Below are 20,011 nucleotides of genomic sequence, written 5' to 3'. Positions count from 1 at the left end.
GTTCGTTGTCATACGGTCGATGCATGAATCTGCGGCAGCTGCGTTACGTCGTGGCGACCGCCGACCACGGCACGATGACGTCGGCGGCCCAGGCTCTCTACGTGGCCCAGCCCGCGCTCTCGCGGGCCGTCCGCGAGCTGGAGCGCGAACTCGGCGTCGAGCTGTTCCAACGGTCGGGGCGGGGGGTGGCGCTCACCGACGTCGGCGAGCAGGTGGTCCGGCAGGCGCGGGTCGCGCTGGACGCCGTCGACGCGATCGAGGGCCTGTCGGTCGGCCGCTCCAACGGGCGGGGCGCCGAGCTGCGCGTCGCCGTCACCGCGTCGCTGGAGCCGGAGCTGACCGGGCGGCTCATCCCCCGGTTCGCGCGCGACCAGCCCGCCGTCCGGGTCCGGGTGGTCCGCTGCGCCGACCGCGACCGGGTCGCGGCGGCGCTGCGCGCGGGCCGCGCCGACCTGGCGCTCGCCGACCTGCCGGTGCCGGGCGACATGACGGCGCACCCGTTCGAGCAGCGGGAGGTCGTGCTGATCTCGCCGCCCGCGCTGAAGGTCCGCGAGCCGGTGCCGCCCGCCGCGCTGGACGGCATGCGCCTCGTCCTGCCCGCGCGCGGCAGCCCCCGCCGCGCCGAGGTCGACGCGATGCTGCGGCGGATCGGCGCGACCCCGGTCGCGGCGGTGGAGTCCGACGAGCGCGGCGCGTGGCTCGGCTGGGTCCGCGCCGGGATGGGCTCGCTGCTCTGGTACCGCAACCAGATCGAGGACACCGAGGGCGTGACCGTCCGGTCGTTCATGCCGCCGATCACCCGGATGATCGGGATCGTGCACCCGCACCGCAGGCTGCCGCCCGCCGCCCGGGACTTCCTCGCGTTCGCCAAGGAGACCGCCCGCGACGCGCACTGAGCGGCGCGGCGCCGTGCGATCATCTGGCGGTGGGGACCACTAACGCGCTCTGGCTGCTGGCCGTTCCGATCTTCGCGCTGGCGGTGGCCGGCGGCGCGCGGCGGACCGGCCTGTCCGCGCCGCTCGTCCTCGTGGTCGCGGGACTGGCCGTCTCGTACGTGCCGGGCGTCCCGGCGTTCGAACTGCACCCCGAGTTCGTGCTGTACGTCTTCCTGCCGCCGCTGCTGTTCTTCGCGGCCTGGCAGAGCTCCCTGCCGAACCTGCGGCAGAACGGCTGGACGATCGGGATGATGTCGATCGGGCTCGTCCTGTTCACGACGTTCGCGGTGGGGTTCGCGGCGCACTGGCTCGTCCCCGGGCTGCCGCTCGCGGCGGCGTTCGTGCTCGGCGCGGTGGTGGCGCCGCCGGACGCGGTCGCCGCGGTGAGCGTCGCGCAGCGGCTCGGGCTCCCCCGCCGGGTGACGACCGTCCTGGTCGGCGAGAGCCTGTTCAACGACGCGACGGCGCTCACGGCGTTCCGGGTCGCGCTGACGGCGGCGACCGGCGCGGGCTTCACCCTCCTCGACGGCGTCGGGGAGTTCCTGTTCGCGGCCGCCGGCGGCGTCTTCGTCGGGCTGCTGCTCGGCCCGCCGCTGCACTGGCTGCGCACCCGGCTGGACGACCCGCTGATGGAGAACGGCGTCGCGCTCGCGGCGCCGTTCGCGGGCTACCTGGTCGCCGAGAGCGTGCACGCGTCCGGGGTGATGGCGGTGGTCGTCAGCGGCCTGTACCTCGGGCACCGGGCGGGCGAGTCGGGCGCGGTGACGCGGCTGGTCGGGCAGTCGTTCTGGAAGGTGACGGTCTTCGTCCTGGAGTCGGTGGTCTTCCTGCTGATCGGGCTGCAGCTCCGGCCCGTCCTGGACGGGGTGTCCGGGCACGGCGCCCTGGAGCTGACCGGCTGGGCCGCCGCGATCTTCGCGGTGACGGTCGCGGCGCGGTTCGTGTGGGTGTTCCCCGCCGCGCAGCTCCCCCGGCTGCCGCCGCGCGGGGAGCACGTCGGGTGGCGGAGCCGGACCGTCCTGTCGTGGGCGGGGATGCGCGGCGTGGTGTCGCTGGCGGCGGCCTTCGCCGTGCCGTTCACGACCTCGGACGGCCTCCCGTTCCCGGGCCGCGACCTGATCCTGTTCTTCACGCTGACGACCGTCCTCGGGACGCTGCTGATCCAGGGCATGACGTTCCCCGCGCTGATCCGCAGGCTCGGCGTCGGCGGGGAGCGCGAGCGCTACACCGACTCGGTCGCGGAGGCGGGCGCGCAGCACGCGGCGGCGCGGGCCGCGCTGGACCGCCTCGACGAGCTCACCGAGGACCAGGACGACCTGGACCCCGAGGTCGTGGAGCGGCTCCGCTGGCTCGCCGAGCACCGCCGGCTGAAGGCGTGGGAGCGGCTCGGCGGCGGGACGGGCCCGGAGGGCGCGGAGGTGCCGACCGCGACGTACCGGCGGCTGCGGCGCGAGATGCTGGCCGCCGAGCGGCGGGTGTTCCTGCGGGCGCGGGACGAGCGCCGCATCGACGACGAGGTGCTGACCCGCGTCCTGCACGAGCTGGACCTGGAGGAGGCCGCCCTCAACCGCGACTAGCCGCGCGGCGCCCCGGCCGCGGCGTCGACCGCGGCCGGGGCGGAGGGCGGAGGGGAGCCGCCGTGGCGGGCGCGCTCAGGCCGACCCGTTGAGGGGCTGGTCGGGCAGCTCGACCGCGTAGGACTCCTTGACCACGTCGAGGTGGTGCCAGGACTCCCGGACGGTCACGCCGGGCACGCCGCGGATGGCGTCCAGCACCGCGACCAGCCCGGTCCGCGACGCCGCCTCGGCCTGCCCGACGATGTCGTAGCGGCCGAAGCCGGTCGCCAGGTAGCGGACGCCGTCCTGGGCGGCGACCGCCTCGGCGACCTTCCGCAGCCCGCCGGTCACCACGAGGCCGAACCCGCCGAGCTCGGCCGCGCCGAGGGCGAGCGGGTCGGCGAGGCCGGTGACCTGGATGACGCCCGAGCGCATCAGCCGCACGACCCGCGCCCGGGTCGCGGCCTGCGACAGCCCGATGATGTGCGCGAGCCGGGTGTAGGGGGCGCGCCCGTCGCGCTGCAGCTCCTGCAGGAGCCGCCAGTCGATGTCGTCGAGGGAGACCTCGCCGAGCTCGCGCACCACCGCGTGCGTGTCGCGCACGGTGGACACCGACCGGAACACCTCCGCCGAGCGCACGCCGGAGACGGACCTGATGTGGTCCACCTCCGCGGCGAGCGCGGCGTCGTCGCGGGTGCGGACCTGCGCGACCAGGTCGTACGGGCCGGCGGTCAGCGCCGCGAAGCTGACCGCGGGACGGCCGGCGACGGCCGCCGCCACGTCCCGGGCCGAGCCCTCGACGGTGACCGAGACGTGCCCGATCGCCTCCGCGCCGACGACGGCGGCGTGCACGATGCCGACGACGCGGACGACCCGCGTTTCGAGAAGGTGCTGCACCCGGGCCCGCACGGCCGTGCGGGAGAGCCCGACGCGGTCGGCGAGCGCCTGGAACGTCGCCCTGCCATCCCGCTGGAGCTCGCGGACGAGCACGGCGTCGACCGCATCCAGCACGGCTGTCCTCCTCGACGTGAAAAGAATCGGTTTGCCTGCGACTGCAAGATCATTCCATTTCAGGACGGTATGACGTCAAATATTGATCTTGCTCGTGTTCGCCGTACCCGGCGGCCGTCGATGCGTCGGCGGCGGGTTCGGCGGGGCGACGTTTCGGACGCCTCGTGAACCCGCGTGGAAGCGCAACGCTGCCGGACACGGCGCGCGCCGGAGCGCGGGGGGACGCGGGCGGGGGACGTGCCCGGCGGCTCCACCGGTCGGCACATGCCCGGGACGGCCCGCGGCGCGGACGAGCGCGGCTGACCGGGCCCAAGTGCGTGACCTGCATGCGCTTCTCCCGGTGTTCTGCTGTCACGCCCCTACGGCGGTTCCGCCGTCCGCATGAGGCACATGTAAGAAAAGTGCATCGAGGGCGCAGTTACGTCAAGAGGTAACTTTACAGAGAGCCAAGCCTCACGTTGCACCGTTTTCGACCACGCCATGAGGATTTCCGCGCACGACGCCCGCCGGGGCCCCGGCCAGGAACGGAAGCACAATGGCGCCTCGCGGGTAGGCCCCGGCGAACGATAGCGGCGGCATGGCGGCGGCACCGCCGGGCATGGCCGAGAATGGACGGTGGCCCAGCCACTCCGACCGCGATTGGTGTAGTACAGACGTGCGCCTGCTGAACGGTGAGCGTTCCGCTCACGACCTCACCTACAACGACGTCTTCATGGTCCCGCGCCGCTCGTCGGTCGGGTCGCGCCTGGAGGTCGACCTCGCCACCGCCGACGGCAGCGGGACGACGATCCCGCTCGTGGTCGCGAACATGACGGCCGTGTCCGGCCGCCGGATGGCCGAGACCGTCGCCCGCCGGGGCGGGATCGCGGTCCTGCCGCAGGACATCCCGGCCGACGTCGTCGCCGAGGTGATCGGCTGGGTCAAGGGACGCGACCTGGTCGTCGACACCCCGATCCGGCTGGGGCCCTCCAGCACCGCCGGGGACGCGCTCGCGCTGCTGCCGAAGCGCGCCCACAACGCCGTGATCGTCGTCGAGGACGACCGTCCCGTCGGGGTCGTGACCGAGGCCGACTGCCAGGGCGTCGACCGGTTCGCCCAGCTCCGCGACATCATGTCCCGCGACCTCGTCACGGTGCCGGCGGGCGTCGACCCGCGCGAGGCGTTCGACCGGCTGCACGAGCGCGGCCACCGGCTCGCCCCGGTCGTGGACGCCTCCGGGCGGCTCGCGGGCATCCTGACCCGCACCGGCGCGCTGCGCGCCACGCTGTACAAGCCCGCCGTCGACGGCGCCGGGCGGCTGCGCATCGCCGCGGCCGTCGGGGTGAACGGCGACGTCGCGGGCAAGGCCAAGGCGCTGCTGGAGGCGGGCGCCGACCTGATCGTGGTCGACACCGCGCACGGCCACCAGGACAAGATGATCAGCGCGCTGGAGGCGGTGCGCGGGCTCGACCCGGCCGTCCCGGTGGTGGCGGGCAACGTGGTGACCGCCGAGGGCGTCCGCGACCTGGTCGCGGCGGGCGCGGACATCGTCAAGGTCGGCGTCGGCCCCGGCGCGATGTGCACGACCCGGATGATGACCGGGGTCGGACGCCCGCAGTTCTCCGCCGTGCTGGAGTGCGCCGCCGAGGCGCGCCGGCTCGGCCGGCACGTGTGGGCGGACGGCGGCGTCCGGCACCCGCGCGACGTGGCGCTGGCGCTCGCCGCCGGGGCCGCCAACGTGATGGTCGGGTCCTGGTTCGCGGGCACCTACGAGTCGCCCGGCGACCTGCAGCGCGCCGCCGACGGGCGGCTGTACAAGGAGAGCTTCGGGATGGCGTCGGCGCGGGCGGTGCGGCTGCGCACCGCCGACGACTCCCCCTTCGACCGGGCCCGCAAGGCGCTGTTCGAGGAGGGGATCTCCACGTCCCGGATGTACCTCGACCCGCGCCGCCCCGGCGTGGAGGACCTGATCGACTCGATCGTCGCGGGGCTGCGCAGCTCGTGCACCTACGCGGGCGCGCGGACGCTGGAGGAGTTCCACGAGCGGGCCACGGTCGGGATCCAGGGCTCATCCGGGTTCGCCGAGGGCATGCCGCTGTCCAGCAGTTGGTAAACCGGCGCCGTACGCGCCGGGCTTTACCCGACACGCCGCTCCAGGTCGCCCCCCTTCCAGCGCCCTGACCTGCACTCTCTGGGGTCAGGACGCGCGGGGAGGGGCGGGGCATGGGCGAGGGCGGGCCGGGCGGCGGCCGGGCGCGGACGCCGCCGCGACCGGCGCGCGGCGGCGCCGGAGCGGACGCGACGCCGCGCGGCCTGGCGGAGGCGCTGCTGATCGCCGCCGTGGCGCCCGCGCTGCCGGGTCTCGCGCAGCTGCGGGCGGGGCGCATCCGGCTCGGCTCGGCGCTGGTCGGCGGGCAGGCGCTGCTGCTCACCTGCGCCGCGCTCGCGGCCGGCCGGGGCCGCCCGCTGGTCGCCGAGCTGTCCGCGCGGCCGGGCTGGCTGCTCGGGCTGGCGGCCGGGTCGGTCGCCGTCGCGGGGCTGTGGGCGGCGCTGATCGTCCACTCCTACGCGGTGCTCGCCCCGGCGGGGCTCTCGCCGCTGTGGCGTCTCGCGGGCGGGACGACGGTCTCGGTGCTGTGCCTGCTCGTGATCGTCCCGCCGGTGACGCTCGCCCAGGACGGCTACCTGCAGCGCGACCTGGTCACGAGCCTGTTCGCCGAGGGCCGGGACGCGCCGTGGGCGGGCGCGCCGCGCCTCGACGTCCTGCTGGTCGCCGACGCCGACGCCGACCGGCACGGCGTCCGCACCGGGGACATGACCGTCGCCAGCATCGACACGAGGACGGGCGGCACGGTCCTGCTGGGCCTCCCCCGCGACCTGCGGCGCGTGCCGGTGTGGTCGGGCGCGGGACGCGTCCCGTTCCCGCCGGAGGGGCCGCTCGACGCCGTCTACCGCTACGGTGCCGGGCATCCGGGGGTCCTCGCGGGCGGCGGACGCGTCCGCGACCCGGGCGCCGAGCTGCTGAAACGGACGGTCGGCCACATCCTCGGCCGTCCAGTGCCCTATTACGCCATGTTCGACATGACCGGCTTCCGGCAGATCGTGGACGCGGTCGGCGGCATCGGGCCCGCCCGCGCGGCGGGCGGCGCGCCCGCGCGGATGGCCCGGCAGACGTGCCTCCTCCGGGCGCTCGCCCGGCAGGCGGGGCCGCGCGCCGTGCTCGGCGCCTTCGAGCGGCTCGCCCGAATTCTCAGGGACTCCGTCAGCACCGATCTTCCGCGCCGGCCGCTGCCCCCGCTCCTCGCCCTCGCCGCCAAGATCAAGGACGCGCAGATCAGCGGGTTGCGGCTCGCCGCGCCGCTCGTCTCGCCCCGGCGGCCGGACTATCCGGAGATCAGGCGGATCGCGGCGGAGACCCTCCGGATGCCCGCCCCGGGCTCCCGCGACACGCCCAGAATGCATATCCTGAGCAACGCCTGCACCTGAGGCACCACGACTCACAGGTGGCCGACACCTACGCAACCTTTGCCCGGTTCCGCGCGTCCATATTGTGAGCCGGGGCTTAATTCACCGTGGGTGGGAATCGGAGCTTACATGGGTCGCGCGAGCCGGCATGCCCGGGCCAGAGACGTCGACGGCCCCTCCGGCAACGGGGGGCTCGCCCGCGCGCTCGCGCTCACGCTCGCCTCCGCCCTCGTGTGGGGCGTCGCCCACCTCGCCGCCGGGCGCCGGGTCGCCGGGGCGGTGCTGCTCGCCCTGTACCTGCTGATGATCGTCGCGGTCGGCGCCGCCACCACCGTGTACCGTCCCGACCTGCTGCACCTCGCCGTCCAGCCGGACGTGCTGCAGCGGCTGTCCGCCGCGCTGGTGGCGGTCGGCGTGGTGTGGGTCCTGGTGGTCGTCCGCTCCTACTTCGTGCTGCGGCCCGCGCAGCTCACGGTCGGCGGCCGGACGCTCGGCGCCGCCGCCGTCGCGGTGATGTGCTTCGCCGTCGCGGTCCCGGCGGCCTGGTCGGCGCACAGCACCTACGTCTACCGCGACGCGCTGACCAGCATCTTCCGCACGGGCAGCGAGAACGGGCGGCACGTCGACGTCGACGACCCGTTCAACGGCCAGTCCCGCGTGAACATCCTGCTGCTCGGCGGCGACGCCGCCGCCGACCGCACCGGCGTCCGCACCGACAGCATGACGGTCGCGAGCGTCGACACCGAGACCGGCGACACCGTCCTGCTGAGCCTGCCCCGCAACCTGGAGCACTTCCAGCTCCCGCCGGGCCCGGCCCGCGACCGCTTCCCCTACGGCTTCACCGGCGACGGCCCGCAGACGCCCGGCCTGCTGAACGAGGTGTACCAGTACGCCGAGGAGCACCCGGACGTGGTGCCCGGCGTCGCGAAGAACCACCGCGGCCCCGAGCTGCTGAAGGCCACGATCGCCGGGATCCTCGGCCTGCGCGTCGACTACTACATCCTGGTCGACATGTTCGGCTTCGCCGACATCGTGGACGCGATGGGCGGCGTCAAGCTGAAGATCGACGAGCCGATCCCGTACGGGCTGGAGGGCGGCGTGCTCCAGCCCGGCTACCGGAAGCTGGGCGGCAAGGAGGCCCTCTGGTACGGGCGGTCCCGCACCGGCAGCAGCGACTACGTGCGGATGAGCCGGCAGAAGTGCCTGATGCGCGCGATCGCCGAGCAGGCCGACCCGCAGACCGTCCTCACGAGCTTCGACAAGCTCGCCGCCGCGGCCAAGCGGACGCTGTCCACCGACATCCCGCAGGAGCTGCTGCCCGCCCTCGTGAAGCTGTCCAACAAGGTCAAGGACGGCGCGCAGATCAACAGCCTGCAGTTCGTGCCGCCGCTGGTCTACTCGGGCAACCCCGACTTCCACCTCATCCGCAAGCTGGCGTCCGACGCGGTGAACGCCGACCCGCGCCAGGTGAGCAGCCATCCGAGCACGTCGCCGCCCGGGTCCCCGTCCGGCTCGCCGTCGGCGACGCCGTCCGGCTCCCCGGACGGGGGGACGCCGACCAAGCCCCCGAACAAGCCGGTCTCGCTGGAGTCGAGCTGCCCGAAGTGACCTCCCCGCCGGGGGGCGGCGGGAGGCCGGGCCGCCGCGCGTCCTGACCCTGCCCCGGAGGGGGGACAATCGAGGGGGACCAATTCCGGAAAGGCGGGTGCGGATTGCCACGGATCGAGGGCTGCGACGCGTTCCGCGTGGCGATGCCGCGGGGGCGCAGGCCGGTGAGCGTCCTCGTCCGGGTCGCCGGGGACGGCGCGGTCGGCTGGGGCGAGATGGCGGTGCCCGGCGGCCCGGACGGCGCGGCCGCGGCGTGGGCCGACATCGAGGAGCGCATGGGGCCCGCCCTCATCGGGCTCGACTGGGACCGTCCCGAGGACGTGTCCGCCGCCGCCGACCTCGGCGCCCGCGAGGCCGCCGCCGCGATCGACACCGCCTGCTGGGACCTGTGGTGCCGGACGCGGGGCCTGCCGCTCGCGCACGCGCTCGGCGGCACCCGCACGTCCATCGTGACGGGCGCGCGGATCTCGCCGGAGCCCGCACTGGACACGGTCACGGCCCGGGTGAACCGGGCGGTCGGCGCGGGCCACACCCGCGTGACGCTGGACGTCCGCCCCGGCTGGGACATCGAGCCGGTGCGCGCGATCCGGCAGGCCTACCCGGCGCTCGCGCTCGTCGCGGACGCGGGCCACGCCTACACCGAGTCGGCGGAGCACCTCGCCGTCCTCGCGGGCCTGGACGCCTACGGGCTCGCGGCGATCGAGCGCCCGTTCCCGCCCGGCGACCTCGCCGCGCACGCCCGGCTACAACTGCGGGTCGGCACCGCGGTCGCGCCCGCCGTCGGCGACCTGGAGACGCTCGACGCGGCGCTGTCGCTGGACGCGGGCCGCGCCCTGCACCTGCGGCTCGACCGGCTCGGCGGGCTGACGGCGGCGCGCAGCGCGCACGACCTCGCCTACGCGGCCGGATGGGACGTGTGGTGCAGCGGCTGCGGCGCGTTCGGGATCGGGCAGGCGGCGGCGGTGGCGCTGGCCGCGCTGCCGGGCTGCACGCTGCCGAGCGACGTGACGGACCCGGCGGGCGGCCCGGTGTTCGTGACGCCGCCGGTCCGCTCGTCCGGCGGCGTCGTCGGCGTGCCGCTCACCCAGCCGGGCCTCGGCCACGAGATCGACGAGACCCGCATCGAGCGGCTGGCGACCCGGCGGATGCGGCTGTGACCACCGCGTGGGTGGTGGCGGGCCCGCCCGGCTGCGGCAAGACCACGGTCGCGGAGCTGCTGCTGGCGCGGCTGCGTCCCGTCCCGGCGCTGCTCGACAAGGACACGATGTACGGGGCGTTCGTCGCGGCGACGCTCGCGGCGTCCGGCCGCGACCCGGGCGAGCGCGAGGGCCCCTGGTACGACGAGCACGTCAAGCCGCACGAGTACGCGGGGATGGCGGCGACGGCGCGGGAGATCCGCGGCCACGGCTGCCCGGTGCTGCTCAGCGGCCCGTTCACCGGCCAGATCCGCTCGGCGGCACGGTGGGCGGAGTGGGCGGAGGCCCTCGGCGGCCTGCCGGTGCGCCTCGTCTGGGTCCGGTCGGACGCGGCGACGCTGCGCCGCCGGCTGGCGCGGCGCGGGTCGCCCCGCGACACCGGCAAGCTCGCCGCGTTCGAGGCGTTCGCCGCGCGGATGCGGCCGGACGAGCCGCCGCCCGTCCCGCACGCCGCGGTCGACAACCGGCTCACGGCGCCGGAGCCGCTGTCCGCGCAGGTGGACGCCCTGCTCGCCTGACGCGGCCGCCCGCCCGGTCAGTAGGACTTGGGCAGTCCGAGGGTGTGCTGCGCGACGAAGTTGAGGACCATCTCGCGGCTGACCGGCGCGATGCGCATCAGCCGGACGACCCCGGCGAGCATCCCGACGCCGTACTCGGTGGTGAGGCCGTTGCCGCCGTGGGTCTGGATGGCCTGGTCGACGCAGTGGATCGCGGCCTCGGCGGTCGCGTACTTGGCCATGTTCGCGGCCTCGCCCGCGCCTTCGTCGTCGCCCGCGTCGTACAGCCACGCGGCCTTCTGCGCCATCAGCCGCGCCAGCTCCAGCTCGATCTTCGCGGCGGCGAGCGGGTGCGCGAGGCCCTGGTGCGCGCCGATCGGCGTCCTGAACACCTGCCGGTCGTTCGCGTAGGAGACGGCCTTGCCGAGGGCGAGGCGGCCGATCCCGGCGCCCATGGCGGCGGCCATGATCCGCTCGGGGTTCAGCCCGGCGAACAGCTGGAGCAGGCCGCCGTCCTCGTCGCCGACGAGCGCGTCGGCGGGCAGCCGGACGTCGTCGAGGTGGAGGACGAACTGCTTCTCCGGCGACACGATCTCCATGTCGATGGGCGTGAAGGCGAACCCCTCGGCGCCGGTCGGGACGATGAACAGCGAAGGCCGCAGGTTGCCCCGCTGGTCGTGGCTGCGGGCGACGACCAGGACGGCGTCCGCCTCGTCCACGCCGGAGATGAACGTCTTCTGCCCGGTGAGGACCCAGCCGTCGCCGTCGCGCCGCGCGGTGGTGGTGATGCGGTGCGAGTTGGACCCGGCGTCCGGCTCGGTGATCGCGAACGCCATCTTCACCGAGCCGTCGGCGAACCGGGGCAACCACTGCTCGCGCTGCCCCGCGGTGCCGGACCGGGCGATGATCGTCGCGCAGATCGCCGGGGACACGACCATGAGCAGCAGCGGGCAGCCCGCGGCGGCGAGCTCCTCGCACACGGCGGCGAGGTCGCCGATGCCGCCGCCTCCGCCGCCGTACTCGGCGGGGACGTTGACGCCGAGGTAGCCGAGCCGTCCGGCCTCGGCCCACAGCTCGTCGGTCTTCCGCCCCGCCTTGGCCCTCTCGACGTAGTAGGACGCGCCGTACTTCGCGCCCAGGTCGGCGACGGCGGCGCGCAGGGCCCGCCGCTCCTCGGTCTCGACGAAGCTCATCCTGGGCTCCCTTCGGCGGCCGCCGGGCCGGTGAGGACGGCGAGCACGGCGCCCGACTCGACCCGCTGACCGGCGGCGACGTTCAGTTCGGCGACCGTCCCGGCGGCGGGGGCGGCGACGCGGTGCTCCATCTTCATGGCCTCCAGGACGAGGAGCGTCTGCCCTTCGGCGACGTCCGCGCCCGGCTCGGTCTCGACGCGGACGACCGTCCCCGGCATCGGGGCGAGGAGGGTGCCGGGGGCGATCCGGGCGCTCGGGTCGGTGAACCGCGGGACGGCCGTGAGCGCCACCGGCCCGAGCCGCGAGTCGACGTACACCTCGGCGCCGCCGCCCGCCGAGGTGATCGTGAACGTCTCGCGCAGGCCGTCGCGCTCCAGGACGACCCGCTCCGGCGTCGCCGAGACCAGCTCCGTGCCGGGGCAGACGCCGGAGACCAGCGCGCCCCGGTGCAGGTGGTAGTCGACGTCGACCGTGCCGCCGGGGGTGCGGAACATCCTGCGCTGGGGCTGCGACCTGACGTTGCGCCACCCCGACGGCAGCCCGCCGAGGACCGCCGCCTCCGCGCGGTTCGCGGCCGCCCGGGCGAGCGCGGCGGCGAGGGCGGACAGCTCGACCGCCGCGCCGTCGGCGAGCGGCGCGGCGAGGACGTCCAGGCCGACGCGGTCGAGGTAGCCGGTGTCGGTGCCGCCGTCCAGGAAGCCGGGCTCCTCCAGGACGCGGACGAGCAGGTCGCGGTTCGTCGTCACGCCGTGCAGGCGGGCGCCGCGCAGCGCGGCGGCGAGCCTGCGCGCGGCGGCGGCGCGGGTCGGCGCCCACGCGATCACCTTGGCGAGCAGCGGGTCGTAGTGGACGCCGATCTCCGAGCCGCTCTCCACCCCGCTGTCGAGCCGCAGCCCGTGGGAGGCGGGGACGGCGAACTCGGCGTCCACGTCCGGGACCTCGAACGTGCGCAGGACGCCGCTGGCGGGACGCCAGTCGTGCGCCGGGTCCTCGGCGTAGAGGCGGACCTCGATGGCGTGCCCGCGCGGCTCCGGCGGCTCCGCGGGCAGCCGGGCGCCTTCGGCGATCTCGATCTGGAGGCGGACGAGGTCCACCCCGAACACGCACTCGGTCACCGGGTGCTCGACCTGGAGGCGCGTGTTGACCTCCAGGAAGTGGAAGCGGCCGTCGCGCGACAGGAGGAACTCGACCGTCCCGGCGCCGGTGTAGCCGATGGCGCGGGCCGCGTCCGCCGCCGCCGCGCACAGCTCGGCGCGCAGCGCGGGCCCGACCGCGGGCGACGGCGCCTCCTCGACGATCTTCTGGTGGCGGCGCTGGACGGAGCACTCGCGCTCGCCGAGCGTCCAGACGGTCCCGTGCGCGTCGGCGAGGACCTGCACCTCGACGTGCCGGGCGCCGTCCAGCAGCGGCTCGCAGAACACGGCCGGGTCGCCGAACGCCGACTGCGCCTCGCGGCGCGCCGCCGCCACGGCGCCCTCCAGCGCGGCGGCGTCGCGGACGACGCGCATGCCGCGTCCGCCGCCGCCCGCCGACGCCTTGACCAGCAGCGGGAGGTCCGCGGCGGTGACCCGGGCGGGGTCGATCTCGGGCAGCACCGGGACGTCCGCGGCGGCCATCAGCTTCTTCGCCTCGATCTTGGAGCCCATCGCGGCGATCGCGGCGGGCGGTGGCCCGATCCAGGTGAGGCCCGCGTCCGCGACGGCCCGCGCGAACGCGGCGTTCTCCGACAGGAACCCGTACCCGGGGTGGACGGCGTCGGCCCCGGCGCTCTTCGCGACGGCGAGGATCCGGTCGCCGTCCAGGTACGTCTCGGCCGGGGACGCGCCGGGGAGGCGTCCGGCGACGTCCGCCTCCCGCGCGTGCGGGGCGTCCGCGTCGGGGTCGGAGCAGACGGCGACCGTCGCGATCCCGAGGCCGCGGCAGGCCCGCAGGACGCGGCGGGCGATCTCGCCGCGGTTGGCGACGAGGACTCTGTTGATCATGTGGCTCACATCCGGAAGACGCCGAAGCCGGCGGCGCCGCGCACGGGCGCGTTGTGGACGGCGGACAGGCACAGGCCGAGGACGGTGCGCGTGTCGCGCGGGTCGATCACGCCGTCGTCGTAGAGGCGTCCCGACAGGAAGAACGGGAGGGACTCGGCCTCGATCTGCGTCTCGACCATCTCCCGCATGGCGCGGTCCTGCTCGTCGTCGTAGACCTGCCCGCGCGCTTCGGCGGCCTGCCGCGCGACGATCGACAGGACGCCCGCGAGCTGCTGCGGCCCCATCACCGCCGACTTCGCCGACGGCCAGGCGAACAGGAACCGGGGATCGTAGGCGCGGCCGCACATGCCGTAGTTGCCCGCCCCGTACGACGCCCCCATCATGATCGAGATGTGCGGCACCGTGCTGTTCGCCACCGCGTTGATCATCAGCGCGCCGTGCTTGATGATCCCGGCCTGCTCGTACTCCTTGCCGACCATGTAGCCGGTGGTGTTGTGCAGGAACAGCAGCGGAGTGTCGCTCTGGTTGGCGAGCTGGATGAACTGGGCGGCCTTCTGCGCCTCCTGGCTGAACAGGACGCCGCGCGCGTTCGCGAGGACGCCGATCGGGTAGCCGTGGACGCGCGTCCAGCCGGTGACGAGGCTCGTCCCGTAGAGCGGCTTGAACTCGTCGAAGCGGGAGCCGTCCGCGATGCGGGCGATCACCTCGCGCGGGTCGAACGGGACCTTGAGGTCCTCCGGGACGATCCCCGCCAGCTCCTCCGGGTCGTACAGCGGCTCCTCGGCGGGCGCGGGCGGCGGGCCGAGCTTGCGGTGGTTGAGGTTCTTGACGATCCGGCGGCCGAGGCGGAGGGCGTCGTGCTCGTCCTCGGCCATGTGGTCGGCGAGGCCGGACGTGCGCGCGTGCATCTCCGCGCCGCCGAGCTCCTCGTCGCCCGCCTCCTCCCCGGTCGCCATCCTCACCAGCGGCGGGCCGCCGAGGAACACCTTCGCGCGCTCCTTCACCATGACGACGTGGTCGCACATGCCGGGGATGTACGCGCCGCCCGCCGTGGAGTTGCCGAACACCAGCGCGATCGTCGGGATCCCGGCGGCCGACAGCCGGGTCAGGTCGCGGAACATCCGCCCGCCCGGGATGAAGATCTCCTTCTGCGTCGGCAGGTCCGCGCCGCCCGACTCGACCAGGTTGATCAGCGGGAGCCGGTTCTCCAGCGCGATGTCGGACGCGCGGAAGCTCTTCTTCACCGTCCACGGGTTGCTGGACCCGCCCCGCACCGTCGGGTCGTTCGCCACGATCACGCACTCGACGCCCTCGACGACGCCGATCCCGGTGACGACGCTCGCGCCGACCGGGAAGTCGCTGCCCCAGGCGGCGAGCGGGCTCAGTTCGAGGAACGGCGAGTCGGGGTCGAGCAGCAGCTCGACGCGCTCCCTGGCCAGGAGTTTCCCGCGTTTCCGGTGCCGGGTGACGTACTTGTCGCCGCCGCCGTCCAGGGCCTTGGCGTGCTCGGCGTCCAGGGCCGCCAGCTTTTCGAGCATGGCCCGGCGGCGCTCCCGGTACTCGGCGGAACCGGTGTCGAGGGTGCTCTTCAGGGTCAAAGGACGGCCTCCGGGACGTCGACGAGGCGGGATCGCAGCCACTCCCCCAGGGCCTTGCCCTGCGGGTCGAACCGGGTCGAGGCCGAGACGCCGTCCTGCAGCAGCCCCTCCACGACGAAGTTGACCGCGCGGAGGTTGGGCAGCGCGTACCGGCGGACGGTGTGCTCGCGGGTCTCGGGGAGCAGTTCCCTGAACCTGCCGGTGGTGAGGAACGGCTCCAGCCATTCCCATTGCGCGTCGGTACGGGCCCAGACCCCGATATTGGCGTCGCCGCCCTTGTCCCCGCTCCGCGCCCCGACAACCCTGCCCAACGGCAGCCTCCGCGTCCTCCCTGAGGAAGCGGAGGCGGCCAGGTGTCCGGACGCCCGACCGAACGCCCGACCGAACGCCCGACCGAACGCCCGACCGAACGCCTGGCCGAACGCCTGGCCGAACGCCTGGCCGAACGCCCGGCCGAGGCGCGGGTTTTCCACAGGGGGCGGTTTCGCCTCCGCCGTATGACCTGCGCGTTCGACACTGGAAATGGGATGGCCCCCCTGGGCGGGCGGGGACTGCACAGGCGCGGCCTCCACGGGCGCGGCCTCCACAGGCGCGGCCTCCACGGGCGCGGACTCCACAGGCGCGGCCTCCACGGGCGCGGACTGCGCGGGCGCGGCCTCCACAGGCGCGGACTGCACGGGCGCGGTTTCTTGAACGGGTGGGATGGGGATGCGCTCCCCCGCCGCCGTCACCGCGACGTGTTCGACCGCCCCGTTCGGGACGAACCCCGGCGAATAGACCCCGTAAGGGCTCCCCTTCCCCGGCGGCGACGTCATCGTGAACCCCGGATACCCGGCGAGCGCCAGCTCCACGGCCGCGCCGCTGAACGTCCGCCCGACCTTCTCCGGATCCGGGTCGAGGACGGCGCAGCGCAGCAACGCGGTCGCCTCCCCCTGCGTCGCCGGGTCGGCCTCGACCGACCCGATGAGCGTCCACTCCACACGCGCGGGCGGATCATCACCGAAGGCGGCCTCAAGCTGGCGTTTCGCGAACTCCGCCTTCGCCTCGATCCCAAGCCCCGTGAGGACGAACGTCATCTCGTTCCGATGCCCGCCCAGATGGTTCAGGCACACCTTCGTCGTCGGAGGCGGCGGACCGCCCCGGACACCGGAGACGCGCACCCGGTCGGCCCCGTCCTCCGCGAGCTCGATCGTGTCGAAGCGAGTCGTGACGTCCGGCCCCGCATAGGACGGCCCGCCGATCTCGTACAGCAACTGGGCCGTCACGGTCTCCACGGTCACCGCACCTCCAGTCCCGGGGTGCTTCGTGATGACGCTGGAGCCGTCGGAACGGATCTCGGCGATCGGGAAGCCCGTCCTGAGGTCCGCGAAGCCCGACGCCTTTACATTGTAGATCTCTTCAAAGAAGGCGAAGTTGCCACCGACCGCCTGCGCCCCGCACTCCAGGACGTGTCCGGCGACGGTCGCCCCGGCCAGCGCGTCCCAGTCGTCCCGGGCCCAGCCGAACCGCGCGGCGGCCGGTCCGACGACCAGCGACGCGTCGGTGACGCGGCCGGTCACCACCACGTCCGCGCCCGCCCGCAGGCACTCGGCGATCCCCCACGCGCCGAGGTAGGCGTTGGCGGTGAGCGGACGCCCATACCGCGAACCGCCGAGGCCCAGTCCGTCGACGCGTTCGACCAGATCATCACCCTCGACGTGGGCGATCCGCACGTCCAGGCCGAGCCGCCCCGCCAACTCGCGCAGCCGGTCCGCGAGCCCGCGCGGGTTGAGCCCGCCCGCGTTGGCGACGATCGCCGTGCCGCGCTCCACGGCGAGGCCGAGGCACTCCTCCATCTGGCGCAGGAACGTCGTCGCGTACCCGGCGGACGGGTCCTTCAGCTTCCCGCGCCCGAGGATCAGCATCGTGAGCTCGGCGAGATAGTCGCCGGTCAGGACGTCCAGCGGCCCGCCCTCCAGCATCTCCCGCACGGCGGAGAAGCGGTCGCCGTAGAAGCCCGAGGCGTTCCCGACCCTCAGCACCTCACCCATGCCTGAACCCTGCCAGCCCCGTCCTAAAAAATCAATCGCGCATGATTGTTTCCATCGGTCCGATCCCGGATCATTTGGTTGACTGGAGGCCCACCGAGCCGAGGACCCCATGACCGCCCAGGCACTCCCCCGCGAACCGCAGCAGGACCGCAGCCGCGCCACCCGCCGCCGCCTGCTGGAGGCGGCCATCGACTGCCTCGCCTCCGTCGGCTGGGCCGGGACGACCGTGACCGTCGTCGCCGAGCGCGCCGGGGTGTCCCGGGGCGCCGCGCAGCACCACTTCCGGACGCGCGAGGAGCTAGTCACCGCGGCGGTCGAGTACGGCTCCGAGGTCCGGATGGCGCGGATGCGCGAGCACCTCGACGCGCTCGCCGGACGCCGCCCGTCCACCCTCGACGTCGTCACCCGCCTCGGCGAGATGTACACCAGCCCCCTGTTCCGCGCCGCGCTGCAGCTCTGGGTCGCCGCCGCCTCGGACGAGCAACTCCGCGCGCGGGTCGTCCCCCTGGAGGCCCGGGTCGGACGCGAGGCGCACCGCCTCACCGTCGAGGCGCTCGGCGCCGACGAGAGCGTCCCCGGCGTCCGCGAGACGGTCCAGGCGACGCTCGACCTGGTCCGCGGCCTCGGCCTCGCCGACCTGCTCACCGACGACTCGTCCCGCCGCACCCGCCTGCTGAACCAGTGGGCCGCGACCCTCGACACGGTCCTCGCCCGCTGACCGTCCCCGCGTCCGCCCTCAGACGGTCAGTTCCCGCAGCGGACGCCCGCCGTCGACGAAGACCCTCCCACCGGGCGCGAGCGCCGCGGCGATCCGGGGCAGGGCCCTGCGCCCGGCCTCCGGATGACGGCCGTCGAGCGCCCCCACCCGCACCGCGAAGACGAGGTCGAACGGCGCTTCGCCCGGCTCCAGGACGAAGTCCTCGATCGCGGCCTGCCGGACGCTCATCCGCCCTGACGCGATCTCGTCCGCGCCGGCGTCCCGCGCTTGCGCGACCGCCTTCGCCGACCGGTCGATCGCGAGGATGTGCCCGGCGCCGAGCCTCGCCGCCACGGCCCGCGCGGCCGCGCCGGGCCCGCAGCCGATCTCCAGGACGCGCAGTCCGGGCGCGAGCGGCAGCGCCTCGACGATCTCCGCGAGCCGCGGCGACAGGGACGGCATGACCCGACGATAGGCCAGCGCCCGCCCGCTCCGCCTCCGCGCCCGCCGACCGGCGTCCGCCCCGACCCACCTTGACATGTGACCTTTTGGTCACCTATTTTGGAGTGGTGAGCGACGACGATCTCGCCTTCAAGGCGCTGGCGGACCCGACCCGCCGGTTCCTGCTCGACCTGCTGTTCGCCCGCGAGGGCCGGACGCTCGGCGAGCTGGAGTCGGAGGTGGAGATGACACGGTTCGGCGTCGCCAAGCACCTGCGGGTTCTGGAGGACGCCGGGCTGGTGGTCTCCCGCCGCTCGGGCAGGGAGAAGCTGCACTTCCTCAACCCCGTGCCGATCAGGCTGATCCACGACCGCTGGATCGGCAAGTTCACCGAGCGGCCCGCCGCGGCCCTCGCCGACCTCAAGAGGGAACTGGAGTCCGATATGACGACGACCGAGACCGACGAGAGCAGGACCGTCCAGGTGTACCGGGTCTACATCAAGGCGACCCCGGAGGCCATCTGGGAGGCCATCACCAAGCCCGAGTGGACGGTGAAGTTCGGCTACCAGGCGCCCGTCGAGTACGACCTGCGCCCCGGCGGCGCCTTCCGCGGCCTCGCCAGCGACGTGATGAAGGAGCACGGCGCCCCGGACGTGTTGATCGACGGCGAGGTCATCGAGGCCGACCCGCCGCGCCGCCTCGTCCAGACCTGGCGGGCGCTGTTCCTTGACGAGCCGTTCACCCGCCTGACCTACGAGATCGAGGACGACGGCACCGGGGTGTCGCGGCTGACCGTCACCCACGACGTCACCGACGCGCCGAAGACGGCACTGCAGACCGCCGGGGACGCGGGGGACGCGGGCGGCGGCTGGAGCCAGACGCTCAGCGACCTGAAGACCCTCCTGGAGACCGGCAAGGCCCTCTACTCCTGAGGACCGCCCCACCGCATCGAGGCCGGGCGCGACCGCGCCCGGCCTCGACCACTACCGGGGGTGCCGCGCGCGTCGCGCCGACGCGTCGTCTCGGCGCTGCTCCTGGAGTTGACGTACCACGTGGAGCATCATCTGTACCCGCAGGTACCGAGCCACCGTCTCGCGCGGCTCGCCCCTGCGGCTCGACCCGGTCCTCGCCGAGGGCGGAGTGAAACCCTGGAAGTGATCTGAGCGAATGGCGCCACGCGAGGGGACCCGGCAGCGTCTCCTGGAAGCGGCCATGACCACGCTCGCCGTCGAAGGCCACGGCGGGACGACCGAGCGTTCCATCGCCCGCACCGGCGGGTTCGCACCCGACATCGTCTACCACCATTTCGACGATCTCGAAGCCCTGTTCGTCGCGGCACTACGCCACACCAGCCAGGCGCGGCGGGCACGCTACGACGAGGTTCTCGGCTCCTGCACGGACGCCACCCAACTGCTCTCCCGCCTCCGCGGACTGTACGCGGAGGACACGCGGGACGAGGGTCACATCGCCGCCGTCCAGGAATTGTTCACCGCGTCGTCGTCCTCGCCGCGGCTGCGCGAGGAACTGCTCACCCAGGTCGATTCCTGGTCCGATCTCGCCGCCACCGCCATCGGACGCCTCGTCCAGGGGACGACGTTCGAGGGCCTGGTGCCGTCGCGCGATATCGGAATGCTCGCGGTGGCGACGTTCCTGGGCGTGCAGACCCTCACCCACCTGGACGGCGACCGCTCCCGAATCGAGTCGCTCTTCACCACCGCCGAACCCGCCGCCGTCCTCTGGGACGCCTTCTCCGGCGCCCGCAGAACAGACCCGTAGAAATGAGGAAGGCCCCGCCGATAACGGCGGGGCCTCCCCTTAATAAA

The 20,011-nt window shown here is 74.3% G+C and carries 17 protein-coding genes; 11 read left to right on the top strand and 6 right to left on the bottom strand.

All coding sequences use genetic code 11. From position 1 onward, the window contains the following. Nucleotides 1-23 precede the first annotated feature (23 nt). Nucleotides 24-896: a LysR family transcriptional regulator gene (locus ACH01S_RS45100; RefSeq protein ID WP_067885626.1), complete on the top strand. Its 873-nt coding sequence runs from the start codon at nt 24-26 to the stop codon at nt 894-896. Nucleotides 897-925: 29 nt separating this feature from the next. Next, nucleotides 926-2,512 carry a Na+/H+ antiporter gene (locus ACH01S_RS45095; RefSeq protein ID WP_067885624.1) on the top strand — a complete coding sequence of 529 codons (1,587 nt, stop codon included), beginning with the start codon at nt 926-928 and terminating at the stop codon, nt 2,510-2,512. A gap of 75 nt (nt 2,513-2,587) precedes the next feature. Here the strand turns inward: ACH01S_RS45095 and ACH01S_RS04395 are convergent, their stop codons facing one another. Continuing rightward, nucleotides 2,588-3,502 (bottom strand): Lrp/AsnC family transcriptional regulator, encoded by a 915-nt coding sequence (locus ACH01S_RS04395; RefSeq protein WP_067885622.1) that lies wholly within the window; start codon nt 3,500-3,502, stop codon nt 2,588-2,590. 655 nt (nt 3,503-4,157) lie between these two features. On the opposite strand from ACH01S_RS04395, the gene ACH01S_RS04390 reads away from it, so the two are divergent. The 5 genes from ACH01S_RS04390 to ACH01S_RS04370 all read left to right on the top strand — a co-directional run bounded on the left by ACH01S_RS04390 (nt 4,158) and on the right by ACH01S_RS04370 (nt 10,268). Beyond that, nucleotides 4,158-5,594, top strand: coding sequence for a GuaB1 family IMP dehydrogenase-related protein (locus ACH01S_RS04390; protein WP_067885620.1), 1,437 nt, complete (start codon nt 4,158-4,160; stop codon nt 5,592-5,594). Nucleotides 5,595-5,704: 110 nt separating this feature from the next. Beyond that, nucleotides 5,705-6,967, top strand: coding sequence for an LCP family protein (locus ACH01S_RS04385; protein WP_067885617.1), 1,263 nt, complete (start codon nt 5,705-5,707; stop codon nt 6,965-6,967). Between the two features lie 108 nt (nt 6,968-7,075). Beyond that, entirely contained in the window at nt 7,076-8,554 is a 1,479-nt protein-coding gene (locus ACH01S_RS04380) for an LCP family protein (protein ID WP_067885615.1), read from the top strand. 104 nt (nt 8,555-8,658) lie between these two features. Beyond that, complete coding sequence (locus ACH01S_RS04375; RefSeq protein ID WP_067885613.1) at nt 8,659-9,711, top strand: enolase C-terminal domain-like protein; 1,053 nt, start codon at nt 8,659-8,661, stop codon at nt 9,709-9,711. Beyond that, complete coding sequence (locus ACH01S_RS04370) at nt 9,708-10,268, top strand: P-loop nucleotide/nucleoside kinase family protein (protein WP_067885610.1); 561 nt, start codon at nt 9,708-9,710, stop codon at nt 10,266-10,268. Before ACH01S_RS04375 ends, ACH01S_RS04370 begins: the two co-directional genes overlap by 4 nt. A gap of 17 nt (nt 10,269-10,285) precedes the next feature. Here ACH01S_RS04370 and ACH01S_RS04365 read toward each other — a convergent pair whose 3' ends face one another. The 4 genes from ACH01S_RS04365 to ACH01S_RS04350 are packed head-to-tail and all read right to left on the bottom strand — an operon-like array spanning nt 10,286 to nt 17,050. Then, nucleotides 10,286-11,440: an acyl-CoA dehydrogenase family protein gene (locus ACH01S_RS04365; protein ID WP_067885608.1), complete on the bottom strand. Its 1,155-nt coding sequence runs from the start codon at nt 11,438-11,440 to the stop codon at nt 10,286-10,288. Further along, a complete protein-coding gene (locus ACH01S_RS04360; protein WP_067885606.1) occupies nt 11,437-13,422 on the bottom strand; it encodes an acetyl/propionyl/methylcrotonyl-CoA carboxylase subunit alpha in 1,986 nt (661 codons plus the stop codon). The genes ACH01S_RS04365 and ACH01S_RS04360 overlap by 4 nt, the downstream gene beginning before the upstream one ends. Nucleotides 13,423-13,427: 5 nt before the next feature. Beyond that, the gene (locus ACH01S_RS04355) at nt 13,428-15,020 is read right to left on the bottom strand and encodes an acyl-CoA carboxylase subunit beta (RefSeq protein WP_067885604.1); all 1,593 of its coding nucleotides are present in this window, start codon (nt 15,018-15,020) and stop codon (nt 13,428-13,430) included. Continuing rightward, the gene (locus ACH01S_RS04350) at nt 15,017-17,050 is read right to left on the bottom strand and encodes an acyclic terpene utilization AtuA family protein (protein WP_067885602.1); all 2,034 of its coding nucleotides are present in this window, start codon (nt 17,048-17,050) and stop codon (nt 15,017-15,019) included. Before ACH01S_RS04350 ends, ACH01S_RS04355 begins: the two co-directional genes overlap by 4 nt. A 109-nt stretch (nt 17,051-17,159) precedes the next feature. Here ACH01S_RS04350 and ACH01S_RS04345 point away from each other — a divergent pair, with 109 nt between their 5' ends. After that, the gene (locus ACH01S_RS04345) at nt 17,160-17,768 is read left to right on the top strand and encodes a TetR/AcrR family transcriptional regulator (RefSeq protein WP_067885600.1); all 609 of its coding nucleotides are present in this window, start codon (nt 17,160-17,162) and stop codon (nt 17,766-17,768) included. A gap of 18 nt (nt 17,769-17,786) precedes the next feature. Here the strand turns inward: ACH01S_RS04345 and ACH01S_RS04340 are convergent, their stop codons facing one another. Further along, the gene (locus ACH01S_RS04340) at nt 17,787-18,209 is read right to left on the bottom strand and encodes an SAM-dependent methyltransferase (protein ID WP_067885598.1); all 423 of its coding nucleotides are present in this window, start codon (nt 18,207-18,209) and stop codon (nt 17,787-17,789) included. A 107-nt stretch (nt 18,210-18,316) separates the two neighbouring features. On the opposite strand from ACH01S_RS04340, the gene ACH01S_RS04335 reads away from it, so the two are divergent. Genes ACH01S_RS04335 through ACH01S_RS04330 form a run of 3 tightly spaced genes read left to right on the top strand, consistent with a single transcriptional unit; the run spans nt 18,317 to nt 19,964 of the window. After that, entirely contained in the window at nt 18,317-19,120 is an 804-nt protein-coding gene (locus ACH01S_RS04335) for an ArsR/SmtB family transcription factor (protein ID WP_067885723.1), read from the top strand. A gap of 60 nt (nt 19,121-19,180) precedes the next feature. Continuing rightward, nucleotides 19,181-19,351, top strand: a complete 171-nt coding sequence (locus tag ACH01S_RS46715; protein ID WP_218010135.1) for a fatty acid desaturase — start codon at nt 19,181-19,183, stop codon at nt 19,349-19,351. 4 nt (nt 19,352-19,355) lie between these two features. Then, nucleotides 19,356-19,964, top strand: coding sequence for a TetR/AcrR family transcriptional regulator (locus ACH01S_RS04330; RefSeq protein ID WP_083980318.1), 609 nt, complete (start codon nt 19,356-19,358; stop codon nt 19,962-19,964). Nucleotides 19,965-20,011: the final 47 nt, after the last annotated feature.

Origin of the sequence: Actinomadura chibensis NBRC 106107, from assembly GCF_001552135.1 — a bacterium.
Lineage (GTDB): Bacteria > Actinomycetota > Actinomycetes > Streptosporangiales > Streptosporangiaceae > Spirillospora > Spirillospora chibensis.
The sequence above is the reverse complement of the archived record's forward strand: the minus strand, read 5'-3'. Positions and strand labels throughout refer to the sequence as shown.

Excerpts from the sequence above, each read along its gene's own strand:
- ACH01S_RS45100 (WP_067885626.1), top strand. The coding sequence starts at position 24 with ATGAATCTGCGGCAGCTGCGTTACGTCGTGGCGACCGCCGACCACGGC.
- ACH01S_RS04385 (WP_067885617.1), top strand. The coding sequence starts at position 5,705 with ATGGGCGAGGGCGGGCCGGGCGGCGGCCGGGCGCGGACGCCGCCGCGA.
- ACH01S_RS04380 (WP_067885615.1), top strand. The coding sequence starts at position 7,076 with ATGGGTCGCGCGAGCCGGCATGCCCGGGCCAGAGACGTCGACGGCCCC.
- ACH01S_RS04365 (WP_067885608.1), bottom strand. The coding sequence starts at position 11,440 with ATGAGCTTCGTCGAGACCGAGGAGCGGCGGGCCCTGCGCGCCGCCGTC.
- ACH01S_RS04360 (WP_067885606.1), bottom strand. The coding sequence starts at position 13,422 with ATGATCAACAGAGTCCTCGTCGCCAACCGCGGCGAGATCGCCCGCCGC.
- ACH01S_RS04350 (WP_067885602.1), bottom strand. The coding sequence starts at position 17,050 with ATGGGTGAGGTGCTGAGGGTCGGGAACGCCTCGGGCTTCTACGGCGAC.
- ACH01S_RS04345 (WP_067885600.1), top strand. The coding sequence starts at position 17,160 with ATGACCGCCCAGGCACTCCCCCGCGAACCGCAGCAGGACCGCAGCCGC.
- ACH01S_RS04340 (WP_067885598.1), bottom strand. The coding sequence starts at position 18,209 with ATGCCGTCCCTGTCGCCGCGGCTCGCGGAGATCGTCGAGGCGCTGCCG.
- ACH01S_RS04330 (WP_083980318.1), top strand. The coding sequence starts at position 19,356 with ATGGCGCCACGCGAGGGGACCCGGCAGCGTCTCCTGGAAGCGGCCATG.